This window comes from Lysobacter sp. DMC104, from assembly GCF_056313665.1.
This window is the reverse complement of sequence record NZ_JBQUZW010000016.1, coordinates 65,784-87,610: the sequence shown is the minus strand read 5'-3', so window position 1 is coordinate 87,610 and position 21,827 is coordinate 65,784. Positions and strand designations below refer to the sequence as shown.

Below are 21,827 nucleotides of genomic sequence, written 5' to 3'. Positions count from 1 at the left end.
TTCCCGCAAGGAACCCGTCCATGCCCCGCACCCTGTTCATCAGCCTGCCCGTCGCCGACCTGCCGCGGTCGATCGCGTTCTTCACCGCGCTCGATTTCCCGTTCGATCCGGCGTTCGCGAGCGAACAGGGCGCCTGCCTGGCCATCTCGGAACACGCGCGGGTGATGCTGGTCGCGCGGCCGGTGTTCGCCGGGCTCACCACCAAGCCGATCGCCGATGCACACGCGGTGACCGAAGCACTGCTCGCACTGTCGTGCGACAGTCGCGACGCGGTCGACGCGCTGGTCGCGCAGGCGGTGGCCGCCGGCGGTTCCACCCCGAACGCGGCCGAGGACCACGGCTTCATGTACGACCACGGCTTCGAGGACCTCGACGGCCACATGTGGGGCGTGTTCTGGATGAACGATGCCACCGCCTCGCCCACCGGTGCCTGACGCGCCGCCCTTCCCGACACGGAGATTCCCGCCATGACATACGACACTGGCACCGTCCGCTTCCATCGCGTGCTGCGTGCGCCGCCCGAGCGTGTGTACCGCGCCTTCCTCGACGCCGACGCCAAGGCGAAATGGCTGCCGCCGCACGGATTCACCGGCAAGGTGCACCACCTCGACGCGCGCGTCGGCGGCGGCTACCGCATGAGCTTCACGAACTTCTCCACCGGCGCCAGCCACAGCTTCGGCTGCACCTACACCGAGCTCCTGCCGAACGAACGCATCGCCTACACCGACCGCTTCGACGATCCGAACCTGCCCGGCGAGATGACCGTCGAGATCGACCTGCGCGCGGTGTCCTGCGGCACCGAGCTGAACATCGTGCAATCCGGCATTCCCGCCACGATCCCGGTCGAGATGTGCAGCCTCGGCTGGCAGGAATCGCTGGTGCTGCTCGCGCAGCTGGTCGAACCCGCAATCCCCGACGGCGCCTGAGCGCGTCGACCGACGAGGACCTCCGCCATGACCGACACCGCACTCGAAACGCGACGGACGCTGCCGTTCCCGCCCGACGCGATCTACGCCGCCTTCGCCGATCCCGCCTGCCTCGCGACCTGGTGGGGGCCGGACGGCTTCACCACCACGTTCGACGTGTTCGACTTCGCGCCCGGCGGGCGCTGGGACCACGCGATGCACGGCCCCGACGGCACCGACTACCCGAACCGCAGCGTGTTCGCTGCGCTGGAACCCGGGCGCCGCGTCGTGATCGAACACGTCAACGCGCAGCTGTTCACGCTGACCGTGACGCTGCGCGACGCCGACGGCGGCACCGACCTGCACTGGCACCAGGACTTCCGCGATCCCGCCGTCGCCGAGGCGCTGCGCGCGGTGTGCGAACCGGCGAACGAACAGAATCTCGATCGCCTCGCCGCCGCGCTGCACGCGCGGCACCCCAGCGCCGGTTGACGCCGGCCTCCCCGGGAAAGCGAGGACAACGCAGATGGCCTACGTCGATGGTTACGTGGTTCCCGTGAAAAAGGCGAAACTCGACGCCTACCGCAAGCTGGCGCGCAAGGCCGGCAAGGTGTGGACGTCGCACGGCGCGCTCGAATACGTCGAGTGCGTGGCCGACGACGTGAGGCCCGGCAAGTACACGTCGTTCCCGCAGGCGGTGAAGCTGAAGGACGACGAGGTCGTGGTGTTCGCATGGATCGTCTACCGATCTCGCGCGCACCGCGACAAGGTGAATCGGCTGGTGATGGCCGATCCGTTCTTCACCGGCATGCCGCCAGCGGACATGCCGTTCGACGGCAAGCGCATGTTCTGGGGCGGATTCAGGGAGATGGTTCGCCTGTGAGCGTGCAGGATGCGGGCCGCCGCCGCAGCGCTTGCGCGCGGCCGGTGGCGATGCTGTCATCGCCGCGATGAGCGACGACCGCCTCCATCGCATGCTCGACGCGCTGTGGCGCATGGAAGCGCCGCGGCTGGTCGCGCGGATCGCGCGCATCGTCGGCGACGTGGGCATCGCCGAGGAACTCGCGCAGGACGTGCAGGTGGCGGCGCTCGAACGCTGGCCCGCGGACGGCGTCCCCGACAACCCCGCCGCATGGCTGACCACCGCCGCCAAACGCCGCGCCATCGACCACGTGCGCCAGCGCACGCTGCACGCGCAGCGACTGGGCGACTACGGCGCGGACCTGGAGGCATTCGGAGCGCACATGCAGGAGGATCGCGCCGCGGACGCAGCGGACGACGCCATCGGCGACGACCTGCTGCGGCTGATGTTCGCCGCCTGCCATCCCGTGCTGCCACGCGAATCGCGGGTCGCGCTGACCCTGCGCCTGCTCGGCGGCCTGACCACGACCGAGATCGCGCGCGCCTTCCTGCAACCGGAACCGACCGTCGCGCAGCGCATCGTGCGCGCCAAGCGCATGCTGTCGGAGAAACAGGTGCCGTTCGAGGTGCCGCCGCGCGCGGAACTGCGCGAACGTCTCGATGCCGTGCGCGAAGTCGTCTACCTGATCTTCAACGAAGGCTATGCCGCCAGCGCCGGCGAGGACTGGATGCGGCCGGCACTGTGCGAGGAAGCGCTGCGCCTCGGTCGCGTGCTGGCCGGTCTTTTGCCGGACGATGCCGAGACACTCGGCCTGCTCGCGCTGATGGAATTGCAGGCCTCGCGCGCGAAGGCGCGGGTGACCGCCAACGGCACGCCGATCCTGCTGCCCGACCAGGACCGCAGCCGCTGGGACCGGCTGCAGATCGCGCGCGGACTGGCGGCGCTGGATCGCGCGCAGCGGCGCGCCGTGGCCGCCGGCGAAGCGCCCGGCCCGTACGTGCTGCAGGCCGCGATCGCCGCCTGCCATGCGCGCGCACGCCATGCCGTCGACACCGACTGGGCGCGGATCGCCGCACTCTACGGCGCGCTGGGCCGGCTCGCGCCTTCGCCGGTGATCGAACTCAATCGCGCCGTGGCCGTCGCGCAGGCGCAGGGCCCGGCCGCGGCGCTGCCGCTGCTCGATGCCTTGCTGGACGCGCTGGCGCTGCGCGACTACGCCCTGCTGCACGCCGCGCACGGCGACGTGCTGCTGAAGCTCGGACGCCACGACGAGGCCCGCGATGCCTTCGAACGCGCCGCAGCCCTCGCGGGCAACGCGCGCGATCGCGCGCTGATGCACGAGCGCGCCCGCGCCTGCATCGCCGATTGACCACGAACCAACGATTTCCGAACGCCCGGCTCACGCTTTCGCAACGAATCCGCCGCCGGATGCCGTCGCTGGCGCCGTGCAGCTTGCCCGGCCACGTGCGCCCGGCGACACTCGGCGCATGCGCATCCTGCTCATCGAAGACGACGAATCGCTTGGCGAAGGCGTCCGCACGGCGCTGCGGCGGGCCGCCTTCACCGTCGACTGGCTGCGCGACGGCGCCAGCGCGCTGGCGGCACTGCGCGACGGCGGCGTCGACCTGGCGGTGCTCGACCTCGGCCTGCCGCAACTGGACGGCATGGAAGTGATCCGCCAGGCGCGGCGCGCGGGCGTGGTCGCGCCGATCCTGGTGCTGAGCGCGCGCGAACGCGCCGCCGACCGCACCCTCGGGCTGGATGCCGGCGCCGACGACTACCTCGGCAAGCCGTTCGATACCGGCGAACTGCTGGCCCGCGTGCGCGCGCTGCTGCGTCGCACCGGCGGGCGCGCGTCACCGACGCTGCGCATGGGCGCGCTGGAACTGGACCCGGAGCGGATGGAGGTGATCTGGCGCGGCCGCAGCTTCGACCTGCCGCGGCGCGAGTTCGCGCTGCTGCGGCTGCTGATGGAGCAGCGCGGCCGGCCGATCTCGCGCGAGTCCGCGCAGCAGCGGCTGTACGGCTGGGACGAGGACGTCACCAGCAACACGCTCGACGTGCACATCCACGCGCTGCGCAAGAAGCTCGATCCGGCGCTGATCCGCACCCTGCGCGGCGTCGGCTACGCGCTGGACGAGCGCGTCGCTCGCGACGCCGCCGACGGCGACACCCCGGCATGAGCGAACCGGCGAAGGACGCCCGCACCACGCCCGCCCGCCGGATCTCGATCCGGCGCGCGCTGCTGATCGGCCTGCTCGGGCCGACCACGCTGCTGCTGCTCGCCGCGGTGGCCGTGAGCTACCACACCGGTCTGCAGGAAGCGGGGGAACTGTTCGACGCCAAGCTCGCGCATTCCTCTCGGGTGCTGATGAGCCTCGTCGACGAACCGCTGGCGCACCTGGACGATACGCCCGGCGACCGCCACGAACACGCGCTGCGGGTGCAGGTCTGGCGCGGGCAAGTGGACGGCGTCGGCACGGTGCTGGCGAAGACCGAAGGCCACGCCTACGAGACCAAGCTGGCGTTCCAGGTGCGCGATGCGGGCGGCAAGCTGCTGCTGCGCTCCGACAGCGGTCCCGACCAGTGGCTGGCGCCGCTGGCGCCGGGCTTCGCCGACCGCATCATCAATGGCCAGCACTGGCGCACCTTCACCCTGCGCGCACCGTCCGGACACTGGTACCAGTCCGGCGAACTGGCCGCCATCCGCGAGGAGATCGCCGAGGACATCGCGCTCGGCACGCTGCTGCCGCTGCTGGTGGCACTGCCGCTGATCGCGCTGCTGACCTGGGGCGTGGTCGGCTGGGCCAGCCGCAGCGTCGAGACCGTGTCCGACGCGGTGGCCCGGCGCGAACCGGAGCATCTGGAACCGATCGAGACCACGCGCGTGCCGCGCGAGGTCGATGGCCTGGTGCAGGCGGTCAACGGCCTGCTCGATCGCCTGCGCCGCGAACTCGCGCGCCAGCGCCGCTTCACCGCCGATGCCGCGCACGAACTGCGCACGCCGATCGCCGCGCTGCGCGTGCACGCCTACAACCTGCGCCACGCCGGAAACGACGACGAACGCGCGCAGTCGCAGACACACCTCGATGCCGGCATCCGCCGCATGGAACAGCTGGTGGCGCAGCTGCTGGCACTCAGCCGGATCGAAAGCGCCGGCGCCACGCGCACGCACGTCCCGGTGGATCTGGTCGCGCTGGTGCGGCAGCACGAACGGGACTTCGCCGCGCTCGACATCGCCGCCGGCAAGCAGCTGCGGCTGGACCTGTCGCCGGCGACCGTCTCCGGCGACGCCTCGGCACTGGACGCGCTGGTCCGCAACCTGATCGACAACGCGCTGCGCTACACACCCGCCGGCGGCGCCGTGCTCGTGCGCACGGCGCGCGAACCCGGCGGCGTGGTGCTGACGGTCGAGGACTCCGGCCCCGGCATCGCCGAAGCCGCGCGCGAACGCGTGTTCGAACGCTTCCACCGCGAACTCGGCACCGGTGTCGAAGGCAGCGGTCTGGGCCTGGCGATCGTCGCCGAGGCATTGCAGCAGCACGACGGCCGCATCGCGTTGGACACCTCGCCGACCCTCGGCGGATTGCGCGCAACGGTGACGTTGCCGACGGCGTGAACGCCGCGCGTCGCGCACGGAGTCAGGGCGACGGCGGGGTGCGCAATCGCTCGGCCTTGCGCCATGCCTCGACGTAGGCCTGCGCCGAGCGGAACAGGGGATCGAGCTCCTCGTCGGTGATGCCGGTGGCGCGCATGTCGGCGATGAGATCCGGCAGCAGCCCGATGTGCGCCAGCCCGTCGGTGTTGAAATCGAACGTGCGCTGGCCGCTGCGCTGGCGATCGAACACGCCGAATCCCGGCAGCGTGAAGGGATAGGCCAGGCGCCCGCCCGCACGCCGCTGCGCCGCCCATTGCGCCTTGTCGCCACCGCAGCCGTCGTCGCCGAATCGCGGCCCGACATGCGGGGCGAAGCCGTTGAAGTCGCTGCCCAGCGCGACCGGGCCGCGCATGGTCTTGATCGCATGGAGATAGTTCTGGGCGAAGCTCTTCGACGAGTGCAGGCAATCGTTGACGTAGGTGCCACCACCCGGGCGCTCGATCTCCGCGCCGCGATCCAGTTCATCGACGGTCATCACCGACACCGGGCCGCCGAGCTCGCGCAGCGCATCCAGTTCCGCGCGCGTGCGCATGCGCTCATGGCGATTGCCCGCGCGCTCGTACAACTCGGCGAACAGGCCGTGCCCGACCGACAGCGGATACCCGCCCCGGGCGCGCGACAGCGCGATGGTGTCGTCGATGGCGCGATGGGACATGTGGTCGATGTCGATCATCATGCCCGCGTCCATCAGCTGGCTGATCAGGTCGACGCCGCCCGGCGCCAGGCCGCGCACGTTGCAGCCGGGGCGCGGCGGATAGGCCGGGTACGGCACGTTGTTGCTGCGCTCGATCAGATTGAAGACCGGGCCGATCGCGAACGAGGCGAAATCGGGGCTCGGATGGAAATCCGAGGTGTCGCAGGCAGCGACTTCGTACCACTGGCGTTCGATGATGCGGTTGCCGGCATTGAGGATGTTCATCCACACCGCGGTGCCGACCAGTCCGTTGTCGAAGTTGTGCACGGGATAGACGTGGCGCACCCCCAGGTCGCGGTATTTCGCCACCTGCTGCGCGGTGTACTGCGGCGTGCAGGGCGCATAGGCCCGGCAATCGAACAGGCTGTCGGTCTCGATGCCCAGCACCACCGCCAGCTTGCCGGCACGGATCGCACGCTCGGCTTCGTCCGGCGTGCGCACGATCACGAACCAGCCACCACCGCGCCGGGCATTGATCCAGCGCTCGAAGTCCTTCGCCGCCTGCAACTGCGCGTCGATCGCGGGCATCGACTGTCCGCAGTCCGTGCCGCGCACGTGCTTGGATGTCTTGCACAGCACTTCGTTGTTCACCGCCAGCATGACCATGAGGCGCAGGCCGCCGCGCCAGGCGCGCTCCAGCCAGCGGTAGTAGACCTGCTGGTGGCTGGTGGTGTGCCAGGTCGGCCAGCCGTTGAACAGCGGCGCGCCGAAGTTGGAGCGGGTGTCGTCGCCGGTGCCGAGGCCGGCGGTGTCGTCGACGAATCCGACGTGATCGCCGTGCAGCACCACGCGCCCGCAGCCCGGGATCGTCGACGGGCACGTCACCGGCGGCAACTCCGTACCGGCGAAGGACACCAGGTCCAGGTCGGTCGCGTAGTCGGCCTTCAGCGCGCCGGCCGCGCCGGCCTGCGGGTCGTAGGGTCGACCGGCGAGCACACCGCCGCCGAAGGCAAGGTGCGAGAACATGTGCACGTGAAGGTCGGCGTAGCCGCGCATCGGCGACGTGCGCGGCAGCACGGTCGCATCGATCGACGGCTCCGCCATGCGCGCGAGCGGATCACCGCACGTGCCGCTGGAACCGAAGCACTCGCCGGTGCAGCCCGGGATCTCCACCAGGCGCACGGCGCAGGCGCGCCCATGCAGCGTGCCGGCCTGTTCGCGACGCTCGTCGAGCGCGCAGGCGCGCTGGCCGCGACCGCCGCAGGGCGTCTTCGCGATGCACAGGCCGCGGACGGACGCGAGCCCCGCGTCGCAGGCCGTCAACCGCTGGGCCAGCGTGCAGACGGGTTGATCGACAGCGCCGCAGCCCGGCGAGGGGCGCACGCAGCGACCGGCGCGCTCCACCAGTGCGTCGTCGCAGCTCGGTACGCGCTCGACCACCAGACAGGGCCGCTCACCTTCACGACCGCACGGCGGATGCGTGCAGCGTCCCGCGGTCTCCACCAGCCCCGCATTGCAGCTGGGCGGCAGGCGTTCCCACACCGGGCACGCGCGCTGGCCATCGCCGCCGCACGGCGTGGGCGGGCTGCAACGGCCGTTGATCTCGACCAGGTCGTCGTCGCAACTCGGCACGCGGAGGTTGAGCGTGCACGCGGCTTCGCCTTCGCGACCGCAGGCCGGATGCACGCAACGACCGCCGGATTCGACCAGATTGCGGCTGCGGCAGCTCGGGATGTTCTCCCACACCCGGCACGCACGCTCGCCTTCGTTGCCGCAGGGCGTCGGCAGACCACAGCGGCCGGCATTCTCGACCAGCCCCTCGTCGCAGCTCGGCACGCGAATGTTGAGCGTGCAGGCGCCCTCGCCCTCGCGACCGCAGGCCGGGTGCACGCAGCGACCGCCGGATTCGACCAGATTGCGGCTGCGACAGCTCGGGATGTTCTCCCACACCCGGCACGCACGCTCGCCTTCGTTGCCGCAAGGCGTCGGCAGACCGCAACGGCCGGCATTCTCGACCAGCCCCTCGTCGCAGCTCGGCACGCGAATGTTGAGCGTGCACGCGCCCTCGCCTTCGCGACCGCAGGCCGGATGCACGCAACGACCGCCGGATTCGACCAGGTTGCGGCTGCGGCAGCTCGGGATGTTCTCCCACACCCGGCACGCACGCTCGCCTTCGTTGCCGCACGGCGTCGGCAGCACGCAGCGGCCGTTGCGCTCGATCAGTCCGTTGTCGCAACTCGGCACGCGGACGTTGAGCGTGCAGGCGGCCTCGCCCTCGCGACCGCAGGCCGGATGCACGCAGCGGCCGCCGGATTCGACCAGGTTGCGGTTGCGGCAGCTGGGGATGTTCTCCCACACCCGGCAGGCGCGTTCGCCCTCGTTGCCGCACGGCGTGGGCAACACGCAACGGCCGGCGACCTCGGCGAGGTTGATGTCGCAACTGGGAAGCCGCACGTTGACCGTGCAGGCACTTTCGCCCTCGCGACCACAGGCCGGATGCACGCAACGGCCGCCGGATTCGACCAGGTAGGGATCGCAACTGGGGAGGCGCTCCCAGACCCGGCAGGCGCGCTGGCCTTCGGCGCCGCAGGGCGTGGGCACGCCGCAGTGGCCGTTTTGCTCGACCAGCCCGTCATCGCAGCTCGGCACGCGCTGGAACACGGTGCACGCCGCCTCACCGTCGCGCCCGCAGGCCGGGTGTACGCAACGCCCGCCCGATTCCACGAGCAACGCATTGCAGCTCGGCACACGCACCCAGATCGGGCAGGCATTCTGCCCTTCCGCGCCGCAGTTCTGCGCCAGCGCCTGGCCACTGCACAGCAGCAGCACGATCCAGAGCAGGCCTTGCATCCACCACCCGCTTCGCCGGCGAGCCTGCGGTGCCATTGCGCGATCGTTCGCTTCCACGCCCCTCATGTTCCTCTCCCTTTCCCCGATCACGGGACCCGCACGACGGGCATCAGGGCCCGAACAGATTCCTGAAGAACTCGGAAACCGCATTCACCGCATTGCCGACGAACGTGCCGATGTCGTCGACCACCTTGTCGACCGTGCGCCGCACGCCGTTTGCGAAGTCGGTGATGGTCTTGGCGAAATCGGTGTTCGAAAACAGCAGTTGCGCCATTTCCAGCAACAACATGCCGCCCAGCGCGGCCGGCGGCAGCCGCGATGCGCCCGCCGCCGCCGCGACGGAGGCCACGCCGTCGGCCAGGTACCCCATGAAGGCATCCGGGCTCCAGGGATCGGCGCGTTCGACATCCGCGGGGGCCGGCAGCGGCTCCCGCAGGAGACGATCGAGATCGACCACGCCTGCACCGAAATCGCGCGGCCAGCCGCGCCCGCCGGCGAGGTTCGCCGAGGTGCGCTTGAGCAGGGTGCGGAACACGTCCTGCAGCGGAATGCCCGGGTAGCGCGCGAGCAGCGCCGCACGACCATGGAACGCCAGCCACACGGCAGCGGCACCGGCCACGGCGGGCGTCGCGAATGACGTGCCTTCGCCCGGCTTCACCACCGTCGTCCAGACGTTGTTGATCTGCGCGACGTCGGCGATCCACACGCCCTGCGCCGGTGCCGAGACATCCACCTGGGGGCCGAACGACGAACCGTAGAGCGCACGCCACGGCTTGCCGTCGGGCTGCGAACCGGCGCAGGCGATCGCTTCCGGATACGCCGCCGGGAACACCACGAACGGCGTGAGATTGCCCGCGGCCGCGCAGAAGACGATGTTCCTGCTGTTCACCGCGTACGCCAGCGCCACGTGCAGGATCGGACTGGGCACCCCGCCGAGGCTCATCGTGATCACGTCGACGTTCTGCTGGCAGGCGTACCACACCGCCTGCGCGATCTCGACATCGCCGGTGAGCATCACCGAATCGGTGCAGCGGACCGGCACGACGCTGACCCCCGGCGCCACGCCCACCACTTCCGCATCGCCCGGCAGCCGGTTGTCGCCGCCCGCCGTGGACCACGTCTGCGGGCCCGCGGCGGTGCCGGTGCCGCTCTTCAGGACCGCCCCCGGCGACAGCGACTGCGGATCGGGCGGGTAGACCACGCCGCGCGAGGCCAGCACCGATGCCGTGGCCAGTCCATGGCCGTGGAAGATGTCGGCCGGCCCGGTCTGCGGATCGATCGCATCGTTCGCGAGCTCCAGCCGCGGCGGGAACACCGCGACCGACAGCATGTTCTTCTGCCGCGCCTGGTCGATCAGCCCGGGTTCGAGCTGGGGATGCGGCAGCCAGCCGGTGTCGAGCTGGCCGACCACGATGCCTTCGCCGCCGGCGGGACGCCCCTGCGACGCCGCGAAGGTCCGTGCCTCCGGCACCTTCATCTGTCGCAGCGACCACGCCATGTCGCCCGGCGCCACCGCCGACGCGCCGGCGGACAGCGGCTTGAAGCGATCGCCGAAACTCTCCGGGTAGGCGAGCTCGACTTCCTTCACGTCGCGCGCGATCTGGTAGGCGATGTCCCACATGTATCCGAGATCGCGGCCGCGCACCGCCGGGAAGCCCAGCACGAAATAGGACCACAGGCGGTAGGGCGTCTTGATCGTCGCGCCCGGGAACGCCTGTTCGATCGTGAAATCCCAGCCGACCGCCTGCTTGTCGAGTTGCGGCGGCACGATCCGGGGATATGCGGCCTTCGCGGAGGCCACGATGGCCCGCTGGAGCGTCGCCATGTCCAGCCCCCTGCGCCCGGCGCGGAACGACAGCGGCGAGAGATTGCGATCGAGCCGGATGACGAGCCGGAAGCGGAGGTTCTCGACCAGCCTGGGCGTGGTCGGCCGCGGATTGATCGGCGGAATCGGCCCGGGACCGACCGGCGGCAAGCTGATGACGGGCGGCATGACACGGAATCCTTTCGCAGGAGAGCGTTCTGCGGACAACGGCGCGTTTCGCCCCGACCGGCCAATCCTGCCGCGAATGCCCGTCATTCCCGCAAGGCGAAGGCCTCGTGCCGTTCGCTCATTCCGTCATGCCGCCGCACGTTCGCCATCGGCGTCCGTGCGCGAACGGGCTTGCGTCAGAGCCTGTAACCCGTATGGATCGCCACGATCCCGGCGGACAGGTTCTTGTACGAGCAACGCTCGAAGCCGGCGGCGTCCATCATGCCCTTGAGCTGGTCCTGCGGCGGATGCTTGCGGATGGACTCGGCGAGGTACTGGTAGCTGTCGCTGTCGTTGGCGAACAGTTTGCCCAGCCGCGGCAGCACCTTGAACGAATGGAAGTCGTAGATCGGCTTGAACCAGTCGGCGGTAACTTCGGAGAACTCCAGCACGCGGGCCTGGCCGCCGACGCGCAGCACGCGGTGCATCTCGCGCAGCGCGGCGTCCTTGTCGGTGACGTTGCGCAGGCCGAAGGCGATGGTGACGAGATCGAAGCTGCCGTCCGGGAACGGCAGCTTCTCGGCGTTGCACTGCACGTACTCGAAGCCGCGGACGTTGCCGCGATCGGTCATGCGGTCGCGGCCGACGCGCAGCATCGCGCCGTTGATGTCGCCGAGCACCAGTTCGCCCTCGTCGCCCACACGCTCCTTCAGCAGCGCGGCGATGTCGCCGGTGCCGCCGGCGAGGTCCAGGACGCGGTCGCCCGGGCGCACCTGCGCGGTGGCGACGAAGTAGCGCTTCCAGACCCGATGGATGCCGAGGCTCATCAGGTCGTTCATCAGGTCGTAGTTGCCGGCGACCGAGGAAAAGACCTCGCCGACCAGCTTCTGCTTCTCGGCGACGGGCACGTCGCGGAAACCGAAGTGGGTGGTCTCGGGGGCGGCGTCGGCCGCGGGATCGCGTTCGGGGCTGTTCATGGCGGCAGTTTACCGCGCCGTCTGCGGCATGCCTGCCGGTCGCTCGCGGAGGCGCCGTTACGAAGCCTTGCGGCCATCGGAACATGTCGCATTCAACCCATCCCCACCCCGGCCCTCCCCTTGAAGGGGAGGGAGAACCGCGCGTGACCTCCGGATACGCACGCCACGAACGGCAGAAACGGCATTCGCCTTGAAGCCCTCCCCTTCAAGGGGAGGGTTTGGGTGGGGATGGGTTCGCGCGCATCGCCGCACCAGTCCGCCTCACGCATCGCTGGCGAAGCGACGATGCCGGAAGCTCACGCCGGCTTGTGCACCATCAGCCAGAAGATCGCCATCACGCTGAGGAACGCCGGCCAGCCCAGCCAGAACCACCACCGCATCGCCCGGAAGTAGGCCGGCGGCAGTGGCGTGCCGGCCGCGGCCGCGGCGCGGGCCAGGTCGCGGGCGCGCAGTTGCAGCCACAGCACCGGCAGCCAGCAGGCGCCGACCACGAAGAACAGCACCAGTGCGGTCTTCAGCCAGAACATCGACAGCGGCAGCCCGGCCATGTGCGCCAGCCACAGGCCGCTGGCGAACTGCACCACCACCGCCGGCGCAGTGAAGCAGGCGTCGGCGACGACCACCGTCGACGCGGTGGCGGCGATCTCGCGCGCATCGCCGCGGCGGTGCGCCATCCACAGGAAGAACGCGATGCCCAGGCCCGTGCCGAACAGCAGGGTCGAGGACAGGATGTGGATCCATTTCAGGGTGAAGTAGTCCATCTCATCTCCGGTCGGACAGCACCCACAGCGCTGCCAGCGCGGGCAGCACGACGAGGTTCTTGGCGAGGCCGCCCAGCGGGTCCAGCCACTGCGCCGGCAGCAGCAGGCCGAAGGCCAGCGTGTAGGCCAGCACGCTGGCCAGCATCAGTACGAGACAGGCACGGGGCCGCCAGCCGCTGGCCAGCCACAGGCCAAGGACGAGGTCGAGCCCAGCGCCGCCGCGGGCCAGCGCGACCGGCATGGCGTCGGCCAGCGGCGAACCGGCGGCAAGGCGCGCGATGTCCGCGGCCGGCGTGGCGAACCCGGCCCACGCCGACAGCAGCCACACCCCGACGACGCCCGCCTTCAGCAGCGGCACGACCGGATACAGCCGCGCATGCCAGCGGTCCTGCACCTGCGCGGGATGCGCGGCAAGCACGGTGTCGAGCGAGCGCGGCTCGAAGCCGAAGGCCTCGCGCAGTTTCGGCAGGGCATCGTCGCCGGCGACCACGCCGCGACGGAGCATGCGCCAGGTCGTGCCGCCGATCGGCCCGCTGCCGACGGCCTCGCCCAGCGCCACGCCCAGGCCGACCAACCCCGCCGGCACGCCCCAGACGCGGGTCCCGGGCAGGCGCAGCCAGCGCCGCCACGCCAGCAGATAGTCGCGCAAGGACAAGCGCTGCGGCCCGCCGACGTCGAACGTGCCGCAGGCCTCGCCCGCGACCGCGCGCGCCACCAGCGCGCCGAGGTCTTCCGCGGCCACCGGCTGCTGCGGCCAGAGACCGTCACCGGGCACCAGCACGCCGAACGGCAGCGCCGCCAGCGCGCGCAGCAGCGAGGTGCCGCCGTACGAACCGGCCGGCGAATAGACCAGCGCCGGTCGCAGCACCACCGATGCCAGCGGCAACGCGAGCAGCGCCGCATCGAAGCGGTGCTTGCTGGCGACGAAGGCGCCGTCGGCCGGATCGCCGACCGACGAGATCTGCACGAAGCGGCGCACGCCGGCGTCGACGCAGGCGCGGGCCAGCGCCAGCGGCGCGTCGACGTGGATGGCGTCGAACGTCTGCCGGCCGGTCTCGCGCAGGATGCCGGCGGCGTTGACCACCGCGTCGACGCCGACGAGCGCGTTGCGCCAGTCGCCGGGGGCGGTCATCGCGGTGAAATCGCAGATCCGCTCGTCGTCGTGCAGCGGCCGGCCCGGGTCGCGGACGCCGCGCAGCACGCGCCAGCCGTCACCGCGCAGGGCGGCGATCACGTGACCGGCGATGAAGCCGTTGCCGCCGAGCACCAGGACGGTGCCGGCGGAGACAGACGCGGGGGGCGACGACATGCGCGCACGCTACCGGTCGCGGCGCGCATGCGCCAGCCCGGATGCGCGCGAAGCGCGTCCGGGCGCGCGATCACTGCATGCGCGGCTTCGCGGCGTCCTGCTGCGCGGCATCCTGCGCCGGCTGCGCGAAGGTCTGCGCCTGGCCGTTGGGCTGCGGCGTGTCGATCCTCGCCACCGCCTGCTGCATGTCGGTGCGCAGCGCGTCGTTGACCGGCAGCGGCGTGGCGATCTTCGCCGAGGGGTCGGACAGGCTGCCCTGCACCGCGATCAGGTCGGTGCGGCGATCGTTGAACACGACGTGGTCGGGCGTGATGCCCTGCGCCGAGGCATGCGCGGCGATGCCGGCGGCGACACGCTGGCGATCGGCACCGAAGGCGTCGGCGGGGATGTTCGGCGAACGGTCGAGCGCGTCCATGGCGTGGCGCACGGCCGGGTGGTCGCCTTCCGGTGCCCGCGCCGGCGCAGGCGGGGCCTGCACTTCCGGCATCGTGATCGGCACGTGGCGGTGCGTGGTCGCGGTGTGGTCGAAATTGCCCGGCGTCGGCGGGGCCGTGCCGGTGTTGACGTACGGCTGGCGCCCGCCGGCCGCGCCGAGGTTCAGGCCGTTGCGCTCCAGCTGCGCCTCGCTGATGCCCAGCGTGGCCATGTTGAGTTCCAGCTGCGGGCTGTGGCCCGCCGCGGCATGGTTGGGCGCGTTCGCACGCTCGACCTGCACCGCGAAGCTGACCAGGTTCGTGGCGTAGTAGTTCTGGTAGTTGGAATCGCCGTTCGCGCCCAGGCGCGCCGTCGCGGCCGGCTGGTCGAAGTAGTGCCGGCCCATCGCCTCGGTGTTGGCGGCGTTGATCGGCAGGCTCATGTCGGCACTGGCGGTGAGGCCGGGGCGCAGCGCGTAGGTCGACGTCGGCGTGCCCGGCGTGACCGCGATGAAATCCTGCATGCGCGACGGATTGGCGCGGTAGATGTCTTCCAGCGACGGATTGGCGTTGCCGTTGGCGCGGACCATGCTGACGGTGGCGTTGTAGCCGGCGATGTGGGCGCTGGCCTCGTCGGCGCGGTTGGCGGCCAGTCGCGTCGCCAGCACGGCGGTGTAGTCGTGGTGCGCGGAGGCGCTCTGGCCGATGCGGTTGCCCTCGGTGGCGAGGGTGGCATCCGCCGCCGCCTGCACCGGGCGGTTGATCGCGTGCTGGATCTCGTGGCCCATCACGAAGGTCAACTCGCCGGCGTTGTAGCGGCCGCCGGCGGGCGTGCTGATGATCGACGCCGGCAACTCCATGGTCCGCGCGGTCGGGTTGTATTGCCCGCCGGCGTGGGTGCCGGCCGGCAGCAGTGAGAACCCGCGCAGGTCGCCCGAGGCGACGGCGGTGTTGATCTGGTCGACCAGCGCCGGGGAATGGCTGAGGGCGTTGGCGAAATTGGTGCGCTGGTCCGGGGTCAACGAGGTGTTGAACGCATCGACCTGTGTCTGCGCGGCGGCACTGAGCGGCATGACAGGGTTCCTCCTGGAGGCCGGCGCGGATCATGGCGCGCCGGCGGAACGGGGTCGGGAGAGCGGATCGGCAGGGCCGCGCTTACTCGGCGAAGACGGTCTTGACGCAGGCGTGCGCGATCTTCCCGGGGCTGTCGTCGTTCTCCCCGCGGGTTTCGACGGTGACCTTCAGCGCATCGCGCGTGAACGTGTCGTGGATCACCCGGTTGTGCTCGCCGCGGTAGGTCTCGCGCTGGAAACCGGCGGCCACCAGGTCGGCGGCGAAGCGGTCGAAGTCGAGCGCGCAGATGTCGCTGGCGGACGGATACGCGTTGGGATCGGCGGGGCGGAAGCCGAATTCGAAGCGCGGGCCGTACGGCGCCTTCGGATCGAGCTCCATCGAGGTCCACCAGTCGGCGGTGACCTGCTCGCCGAAGCCGAGGCGGCCGTCGTGGCTGGCGAAGTCGACGCCGAAGGCGCGCTTCAGCGCGGCGCCGTCGATGTCCTCGATCCGGTGCGCGCCGCGCAGCAGGTCCAGCAGCTTCTGCAGCGCCTGCTCGGCATCCAGCTGTGGCGATACCTGCTTCGCAGCCTGGGCTTGGGGCGACATGACGGTTTCCTCCTTGGCGGAACTGGGGGCGGGGGGCGCGGACGGATGCGCGCAGGCGGACAGGGCGAACGCCAGCGCGCAGGCCGGGGCGGTGGCGGCGAAGCGGCGCGGCGGGGACGATCCCGGCATGGCGGCCATCCTTGCGTGGGGGACACGGCACTATACGTCGAAGCCCCGTGCGCCCGGCCGCGCGTCCCTGAACGCGCGGGCGACAGGTGCTTGCCCGGCTTCGATAGCCCGGGCCCGTCGCGAGGAACCGGTTCGATGGCCTGAACTGATCGCCATCAAGTGACAACATGAATGGAACTGCGATACTGGCGTCAGGCTCTCGGGGGGGAAGCCGCCATGCCATCCGATTCATCCGTGCTCGCACGACCGCTGCTGATCGACAGCGACACCGCGCTCGACCGTTATCTCGAAACCTACCCGCAGGTGCCCTTCGTCGACAGCGAAGCCGGCGCCGGCATCGACCTGCCCGGGTGGCAGGCGCAGGGCGACGACGCCGTGGAACAGAGTTGGCGCACGGCGCGGACCCTGGGGGTGCCGCTGGTGCGGCTGTCGCGGCTGCAGCCCGACCCCGCGGCCGTGGCATTGATCGGCCCGGAGCTGGCCCGGCAACTGCGCGCGGTCCCGCTGCGCGCCCACGGCAGCATGATCGCGGTGGCGATGGAGGACCCCGGCACGCGGCAGACGCAGAGCGTGCTCGACTTCATCAGCCGCCTGCACGTGATCCCGCTGATCGGCTCCCCGCGCGAGATCCGCGACGGCATCGCCCGCTGCTACGACCGGGTGGAGGACCGCAACGTCGCGCGCCAGCTGGGCATCGATCCAGAATCCCTCGCCGACGACACCAACCCCGCCGAAGCGCAGCGGCTGGCGAAGGAACAGCCGGTGGTGCGCATCGTCCACACGCTGATCGCCGACGCGGTGGCGCGACGCGCGTCGGACATTCACCTGCGCCCCGGCGAGCACGGCACCGACGTGCTGTACCGCATCGACGACGAACTGGTGCCGGTGCGGCAACTGCTGCGCGCGCTGCACCCGGCAGTGGTCGGCCGGATCAAGGTGCTGGGGCAGATGAACCTCGCCGAGCACCGGCGCCCGCAGGACGGCCGCACCAGCTTCCCGCTGGAGGACGGCCGTCACGTCGACCTGCGCATCTCGGTGCTGCCGGCGGTGTTCGGCGAGAGCGTGGTGATCCGCCTGCTGGACCCGGACGAAAGCCTGTGGAACCTCGAACAGCTGGGCCTGAACGCTCGCGACCGCGAGCGGCTGGACGACGTGATGGACACCAGCCACGGCATGTTCCTCACCACCGGGCCCACCGGCTGCGGCAAGTCGACGACGCTGTACGCGATGCTGCTGGAGATGCGCAAGCGCCGGGTGAACATCCTCACCATCGAGGACCCGGTGGAGTTCCACATCGAGGACATCCAGCAGATGCAGGTGAACCGCGCCGCCGGCTTCACCTTCGCCGGCGCGATGCGCAACTTCCTGCGCCACGACCCGGACGTGATCATGGTCGGCGAGATCCGCGACCACGAGACCGCAGGCATCGCGGTCGAGAGCGCGCTCACCGGCCACCTCGTGCTGAGCACGCTGCACACCAACACCGCGGCGACCACGATCACGCGACTGCTCGACCTGGGCGTCGAGGCCTACCTGCTGCGCGCCTCGCTGCTGGCGGTGATGTCGCAGCGGCTGGTGCGCGTGACCTGCCCGCACTGCCGCATCGTCGAACCGGTGGTCCCGCACGTGCGCGAACGCCTCGGCGTGGGCATGGACGAGGTGTTCCACATCGGCCGCGGCTGCGAACACTGCGAAGGCCTGGGCGTGCACGGCCGCCGCGCCGTGTACGAGCTGATGACGATCACGCCGCGCCTGCGCCGGCTGATCGTGCCCGGCGCCGAAGCCGACCTGCTGCACGACGCGGCCGTCGAGGACGGCATGGTGCCGATCACCCAAGCCGCCGTCGCCCTCGCCCGCACCGGCGCGATCGCACTCGCGGAGGCCTGGCGGGTACGGGTGGAGTAGCGCGCCACCGCGTCGTCTCCGCGAACGACGCCGGTAGAGCGGCCTTCAGGCCGCTGCTTTTCCCGATCCCTTCCCGAAAGCAGCGGCCTGGTCTTCAACAGCCGAATGGCTGGTCAGGCCGCTCTACCGGGAAAGGTCGGCAAAATCCGGCACCCGGCACGCTTCCCGTGTCATTCCGAGCCGCAGGCGAGGGACCTGCTTGATCTCGATGCACCCTTTCTCCCGTCATCCCGGCGAAAGCCGGGACCCAGCTTTTCCATTGGTGGCGCTTGTTTCCTTGCTTCCGCCGCAGTTGCGAGCAAGACATCCGGAAAGTGAAAAGGCGCTCAAAGCTGCGTCCCGGCTTTCGCCGGGATGACGGGATTTTTGGCATCCGGCTGCGCCGTGACCCATCGACCCGGATGACAACATCGAAAGCCGGCCGAACTGCGGCGAGCACGAACGGGAAACCGGCCGCGCGGCGAGCGCCCTACCCCTTCCGCTTCGCCCGCGGATGCGCGCCGTCGTAGACCTTCGCGAGGTGCTGGTAGTCGAGGTGCGTGTAGATCTGCGTCGTGGCGATGTCAGCGTGGCCGAGCAGTTCCTGCACGCCGCGCAGGTCGCCGGAGGATTCCAGCACGTGGCTGGCGAAGGAGTGCCGCAGCAGGTGCGGATGCACGCGCTTGAACAGGCCCTGCCGCTGCGCGAGCGCGCGCAGGCGGATCTGCACCGCCCGCGGGGTGATCGGTTTGCCACCGCGGCCCGGGAACACCGCGCCGTCGGGCTGGCCGGCGGAGTCGCGGCGCCAGTCTTCCAGCGCGCGCGCGGCGTGCGAGCCGACCGGGACCGTGCGCTGCTTGCTGCCCTTGCCGAGCACGGTGACGAAGCCGTCGGCCAGCGCGAGGTCGCGCCAGCGCAGCGCGCACAGTTCACTCAGACGGAGGCCGGAGCTGTAGAACAGTTCCAGCATCGCGCGATCGCGCAGGCCCAGCGGCGCGTCGGTCGGCAGTTCGACCAGTTGCACGGCCTCGTCGACATCGAGCACCTGCGGCAGCTTGCGCGGCGCCTTGGGCGCGCGCAGCGCAGCGGCCGGGCTCGCGGCGATGCGGCCGTGCTTCAGCAGCCACGCATAGAAGCTGCGGCAGGCCGACAACCGGCGCTGCAGGCTTTTCGGCGACAGCCCGCGGCGATGTTCGGCGGCGACGAACGCGCGCAGGTGTTCGGTATCGAGGACGGCGAGATCGTCGACGCCCTGCGCCGTCGCCCACGCCGACAACGCATCGAGATCGCGGCGGTAGGCATCGAGCGTGTGCGCGGACATGCGCCGCTCGACCTGCAGGTGCGACAGGAATTCAGTGGCTGCGGTGCTCACAGCTGCGCCCAGCGCTGGACCAGGCCGACCGCGTGGGTCAGGCCGAACGCGAGGCAGATCAGCGAACTCCACACCCAGAAGCGGCGATTGGCGGCGCGCCCCGAGGCGGCGACCACCAGCCCGGCCACGCCGCGCAGCGTGTACACGCCGGCGATCAGGCACAGCGCGGTGCGCAGCAGCGGGAAGCGCGGCAGCACGCCGGCGCCGGACAGCGCGTACGCTGCCCACGCCGACAGCACCAGCACGATCACGCTCGTGATCAGCGTCGGCCGCCACTCGCCGCGTTCGGCCATCTGCGCCATCTGTTCACCGGCGCCGAAGAAGCGATACCACGGCGCGCCGAACACGATGCAGCCGACATGCAGCAGCGCCGCCGTCGCGCTGAGCGCAGCAGCGACGACGAGCGCGAGGTTGACGGACTCCGGAGCCATCGTCGCCCTTGGCCTCAGCCCGCGAAACGACCCATCGCGGCGACGAAGGCGTCGCCCATCATCCGCAGGAACAGCGTGCCCATGCCGGGGAAGAAGCGGTTGGGATCGCGGCTGCCCACGGCGATCAGGCCCGTGCCCGGAAGCGGCAGCAGCGCGCTGGACTGCACGTCCTCGGCGCGATCTGCGTACAGCACGACGTTCTTTTCCGGTTGCAGGCGACCGCAGATCGGCTCGCCGTCCTTCAGGCAATCGCGGAACGGCGCCAGCCGCAGGTCGTCGGCCGCGAGCGTGCGCAGCCACTCGGCGTCGTCCAGCCCGGCCACCGGCGCGTGCAGCACCAGTCGCACGAGGTCGCCGTTGAAATCCTCGGCCAGGCTCGCGGCCATCGCCCGCGCCGTGTCGGCGGCGGTGTGCTGCTTCATCAGCGCCAGCGTCAGCTGGTGCGTGCGCACGGCGAGGCGCTCGTTCTCCTGCGCGTTGCCGAACAGGTCGTGCAGGCGCCGGGTCAGCTCGCGGTTCTTGTCGCGCAGGATTTCCAGCTGGTAGCTGGCCAGCGAGGCCGCCGGTCCCTGCTCGCGCGGCACCACGAGCGTGAGTGCGAGATCGGGGAACTGCTGGAGGAAATTCGGATGGCGCCGCAGCCAGGCCGCGATCTCGTGCGCGCCGATCTTCTCTTTGTCGTGCATGGCCGGCTCCCGTGCCTGCTGTTCGTGTGCTTCGTTCGGATGCACGCCATCGTGCGTGCCGCTCATGCCCGCCACTCGCCCTCGAACACGAACGTCGCCGGGCCGGACATCGTCATCGGCGCAGCGTCGTCGGGCCAGGCGATGCGCAGCGTGCCGCCGGGCAGTTCGACCGCGATCTCGCGATCGACGCGACCGCGCCGCATCAGCACCGCGGCGGCCGCGCAGGCGCCGCTGCCGCAGGCCAGCGTCTCGCCCACGCCGCGCTCGTACACGCGCAGGCGGATGCGGTCGCGCGCGACCACCTGCGCGAAGCCGACGTTGACCGAATCGGGGAAGGCCGCATGCGCCTGCACCGCGGGGCCGAAGCTCGCGACCGGTGCGGCATCGACATCATCGACCTCGATCACCGCGTGCGGATTGCCCATCGACACCGCGCCGAGTTCGACGATCTCGCCGCCGAACACCAGCGGATACGCGTCGCGCACGTCATCGAAGCCCAGCAGCGGGATGCGCGCCGGCGCGAACTCGGGCCGGCCCATGCCGATGCGGTAGTGGTGCTGGTCGAGGACGTCGACCGGATGCGCGCCGGCAGGGCTGTCGAGCACGAAATGATCGACGAGGCATCGTTCGGGATCGACCTGCACGCTGTCGCGCAGCACCCAGGCGGCGACGCAGCGCGCGCCGTTGCCGCATTGGCCCGCGGCCGAGCCGTCGGCGTTGCGGATGCCGTAGGCCGCGGCGGCGCCGGGCGTGCGCGGGGGTTCGATGGTCAGGATCTGGTCGCAGCCGACGCCGACATGGCGATCGGCCAGCGCGCGGCAGAGCGCGGCGTCGGGCATCACCGGCGCGGAACGGCCGGCGTGCGGCCGCAAGTCCAGCACGACGAAGTCGTTGCCGGCACCGTGCATCTTGGTGAATCGCAGGGGCGCGCCCGGCCCGGACATGGCTCAGCGCGACGGCGGGGTGGCGTTGCCGTCCGTGGCGGCGGGCGTCGCGGGCGCAGCGTCCGCAGGCGTCGCGGCTGCCGATGCCGGCTCGGCGGCGGGCGGTGCCGCGGTCTCCTGACCGGGCGCGTCGGGCAGCACCAGCGGCCCCTTGTTGCCGCAGCCCGACAGCGACAGCGCGAGCGCGAGGAGGACGGAAGCGGAAACGAGGCGTCGGTTCATGGGCGCAGTGTAGCCGCGGCGCGGGCCGGACGGAATGCGCCGGGCTCCGGGACGGCCTGCTCGAGGCAGCGATCGGAACATCAGAACAACGGCAAAGCCTTCAGCGCTGGATCCCGGCGTGACCAGCCATTCGGCTGTTGAAAACCGCCGGGATGA

Annotated in this window: 20 protein-coding genes; 8 read left to right on the top strand and 12 right to left on the bottom strand. The window is 71.0% G+C overall.

Annotation, left to right across the window (positions count from 1 at the left end; all coding sequences use genetic code 11):
* The first annotated feature begins 20 nt into the window (after window positions 1–20).
* The 7 genes from ACT53R_RS17730 (at window position 21) to ACT53R_RS17700 (ending at window position 5,386) form a co-directional block, all read left to right on the top strand.
* Window positions 21–434 carry a VOC family protein gene (locus ACT53R_RS17730; protein ID WP_476173241.1) on the top strand — a complete coding sequence of 138 codons (414 nt, stop codon included), beginning with the start codon at window positions 21–23 and terminating at the stop codon, window positions 432–434.
* A gap of 33 nt (window positions 435–467) precedes the next feature.
* Entirely contained in the window at window positions 468–926 is a 459-nt protein-coding gene (locus ACT53R_RS17725; protein ID WP_476173240.1) for an SRPBCC family protein, read from the top strand.
* Between the two features lie 27 nt (window positions 927–953).
* A complete protein-coding gene (locus ACT53R_RS17720) occupies window positions 954–1,397 on the top strand; it encodes an SRPBCC domain-containing protein (protein ID WP_476173239.1) in 444 nt (147 codons plus the stop codon).
* A gap of 34 nt (window positions 1,398–1,431) precedes the next feature.
* Window positions 1,432–1,788, top strand: a complete 357-nt coding sequence (locus ACT53R_RS17715; RefSeq protein ID WP_476173238.1) for a DUF1428 domain-containing protein — start codon at window positions 1,432–1,434, stop codon at window positions 1,786–1,788.
* A gap of 67 nt (window positions 1,789–1,855) precedes the next feature.
* Window positions 1,856–3,136, top strand: coding sequence for an RNA polymerase sigma factor (locus ACT53R_RS17710; RefSeq protein WP_476173237.1), 1,281 nt, complete (start codon window positions 1,856–1,858; stop codon window positions 3,134–3,136).
* Between the two features lie 118 nt (window positions 3,137–3,254).
* Window positions 3,255–3,950 carry a response regulator gene (locus ACT53R_RS17705; protein WP_476173236.1) on the top strand — a complete coding sequence of 232 codons (696 nt, stop codon included), beginning with the start codon at window positions 3,255–3,257 and terminating at the stop codon, window positions 3,948–3,950.
* A gap of 59 nt (window positions 3,951–4,009) precedes the next feature.
* Complete coding sequence (locus ACT53R_RS17700) at window positions 4,010–5,386, top strand: ATP-binding protein (protein ID WP_476173257.1); 1,377 nt, start codon at window positions 4,010–4,012, stop codon at window positions 5,384–5,386.
* Window positions 5,387–5,408: 22 nt separating this feature from the next.
* Here ACT53R_RS17700 and ACT53R_RS17695 read toward each other — a convergent pair whose 3' ends face one another.
* The 7 genes from ACT53R_RS17695 to ACT53R_RS17665 form a co-directional block, all read right to left on the bottom strand.
* Window positions 5,409–8,909: a membrane dipeptidase gene (locus tag ACT53R_RS17695; protein ID WP_476173235.1), complete on the bottom strand. Its 3,501-nt coding sequence runs from the start codon at window positions 8,907–8,909 to the stop codon at window positions 5,409–5,411.
* Window positions 8,910–9,018: 109 nt separating this feature from the next.
* Window positions 9,019–10,902 (bottom strand): S8 family peptidase, encoded by a 1,884-nt coding sequence (locus tag ACT53R_RS17690; RefSeq protein WP_476173234.1) that lies wholly within the window; start codon window positions 10,900–10,902, stop codon window positions 9,019–9,021.
* A 176-nt stretch (window positions 10,903–11,078) separates the two neighbouring features.
* A complete protein-coding gene (gene ubiE, locus ACT53R_RS17685; protein ID WP_476173233.1) occupies window positions 11,079–11,858 on the bottom strand; it encodes a bifunctional demethylmenaquinone methyltransferase/2-methoxy-6-polyprenyl-1,4-benzoquinol methylase UbiE in 780 nt (259 codons plus the stop codon).
* A gap of 296 nt (window positions 11,859–12,154) precedes the next feature.
* A complete protein-coding gene (locus ACT53R_RS17680) occupies window positions 12,155–12,619 on the bottom strand; it encodes a DUF2269 family protein (RefSeq protein ID WP_476173232.1) in 465 nt (154 codons plus the stop codon).
* A gap of 1 nt (window position 12,620) precedes the next feature.
* Entirely contained in the window at window positions 12,621–13,928 is a 1,308-nt protein-coding gene (locus ACT53R_RS17675) for an SDR family oxidoreductase (RefSeq protein ID WP_476173231.1), read from the bottom strand.
* Window positions 13,929–13,998: 70 nt separating this feature from the next.
* Window positions 13,999–15,414: an XVIPCD domain-containing protein gene (locus ACT53R_RS17670; RefSeq protein ID WP_476173230.1), complete on the bottom strand. Its 1,416-nt coding sequence runs from the start codon at window positions 15,412–15,414 to the stop codon at window positions 13,999–14,001.
* Between the two features lie 82 nt (window positions 15,415–15,496).
* On the bottom strand, window positions 15,497–16,132 hold the full coding sequence (locus ACT53R_RS17665; RefSeq protein WP_476173229.1) for a hypothetical protein: 636 nt from the start codon (window positions 16,130–16,132) through the stop codon (window positions 15,497–15,499).
* Window positions 16,133–16,348: 216 nt separating this feature from the next.
* On the opposite strand from ACT53R_RS17665, the gene ACT53R_RS17660 reads away from it, so the two are divergent.
* Window positions 16,349–18,037, top strand: coding sequence for a GspE/PulE family protein (locus ACT53R_RS17660; protein WP_476173228.1), 1,689 nt, complete (start codon window positions 16,349–16,351; stop codon window positions 18,035–18,037).
* 469 nt (window positions 18,038–18,506) lie between these two features.
* Here ACT53R_RS17660 and xerC read toward each other — a convergent pair whose 3' ends face one another.
* From xerC to lptM, 5 genes are all read right to left on the bottom strand, one after another.
* Window positions 18,507–19,388: a tyrosine recombinase XerC gene (xerC, locus tag ACT53R_RS17655; protein WP_476173227.1), complete on the bottom strand. Its 882-nt coding sequence runs from the start codon at window positions 19,386–19,388 to the stop codon at window positions 18,507–18,509.
* Window positions 19,385–19,819 (bottom strand): hypothetical protein, encoded by a 435-nt coding sequence (locus ACT53R_RS17650; RefSeq protein ID WP_476173226.1) that lies wholly within the window; start codon window positions 19,817–19,819, stop codon window positions 19,385–19,387. Before ACT53R_RS17650 ends, xerC begins: the two co-directional genes overlap by 4 nt.
* A 14-nt stretch (window positions 19,820–19,833) precedes the next feature.
* Entirely contained in the window at window positions 19,834–20,505 is a 672-nt protein-coding gene (locus ACT53R_RS17645; protein ID WP_476173225.1) for a DUF484 family protein, read from the bottom strand.
* 62 nt (window positions 20,506–20,567) lie between these two features.
* Window positions 20,568–21,449, bottom strand: a complete 882-nt coding sequence (dapF, locus tag ACT53R_RS17640) for a diaminopimelate epimerase (RefSeq protein ID WP_476173224.1) — start codon at window positions 21,447–21,449, stop codon at window positions 20,568–20,570.
* A 3-nt stretch (window positions 21,450–21,452) separates the two neighbouring features.
* The gene (gene lptM / locus ACT53R_RS17635) at window positions 21,453–21,671 is read right to left on the bottom strand and encodes an LPS translocon maturation chaperone LptM (RefSeq protein WP_476173223.1); all 219 of its coding nucleotides are present in this window, start codon (window positions 21,669–21,671) and stop codon (window positions 21,453–21,455) included.
* Between the last annotated feature and the right edge of the window lie 156 nt (window positions 21,672–21,827).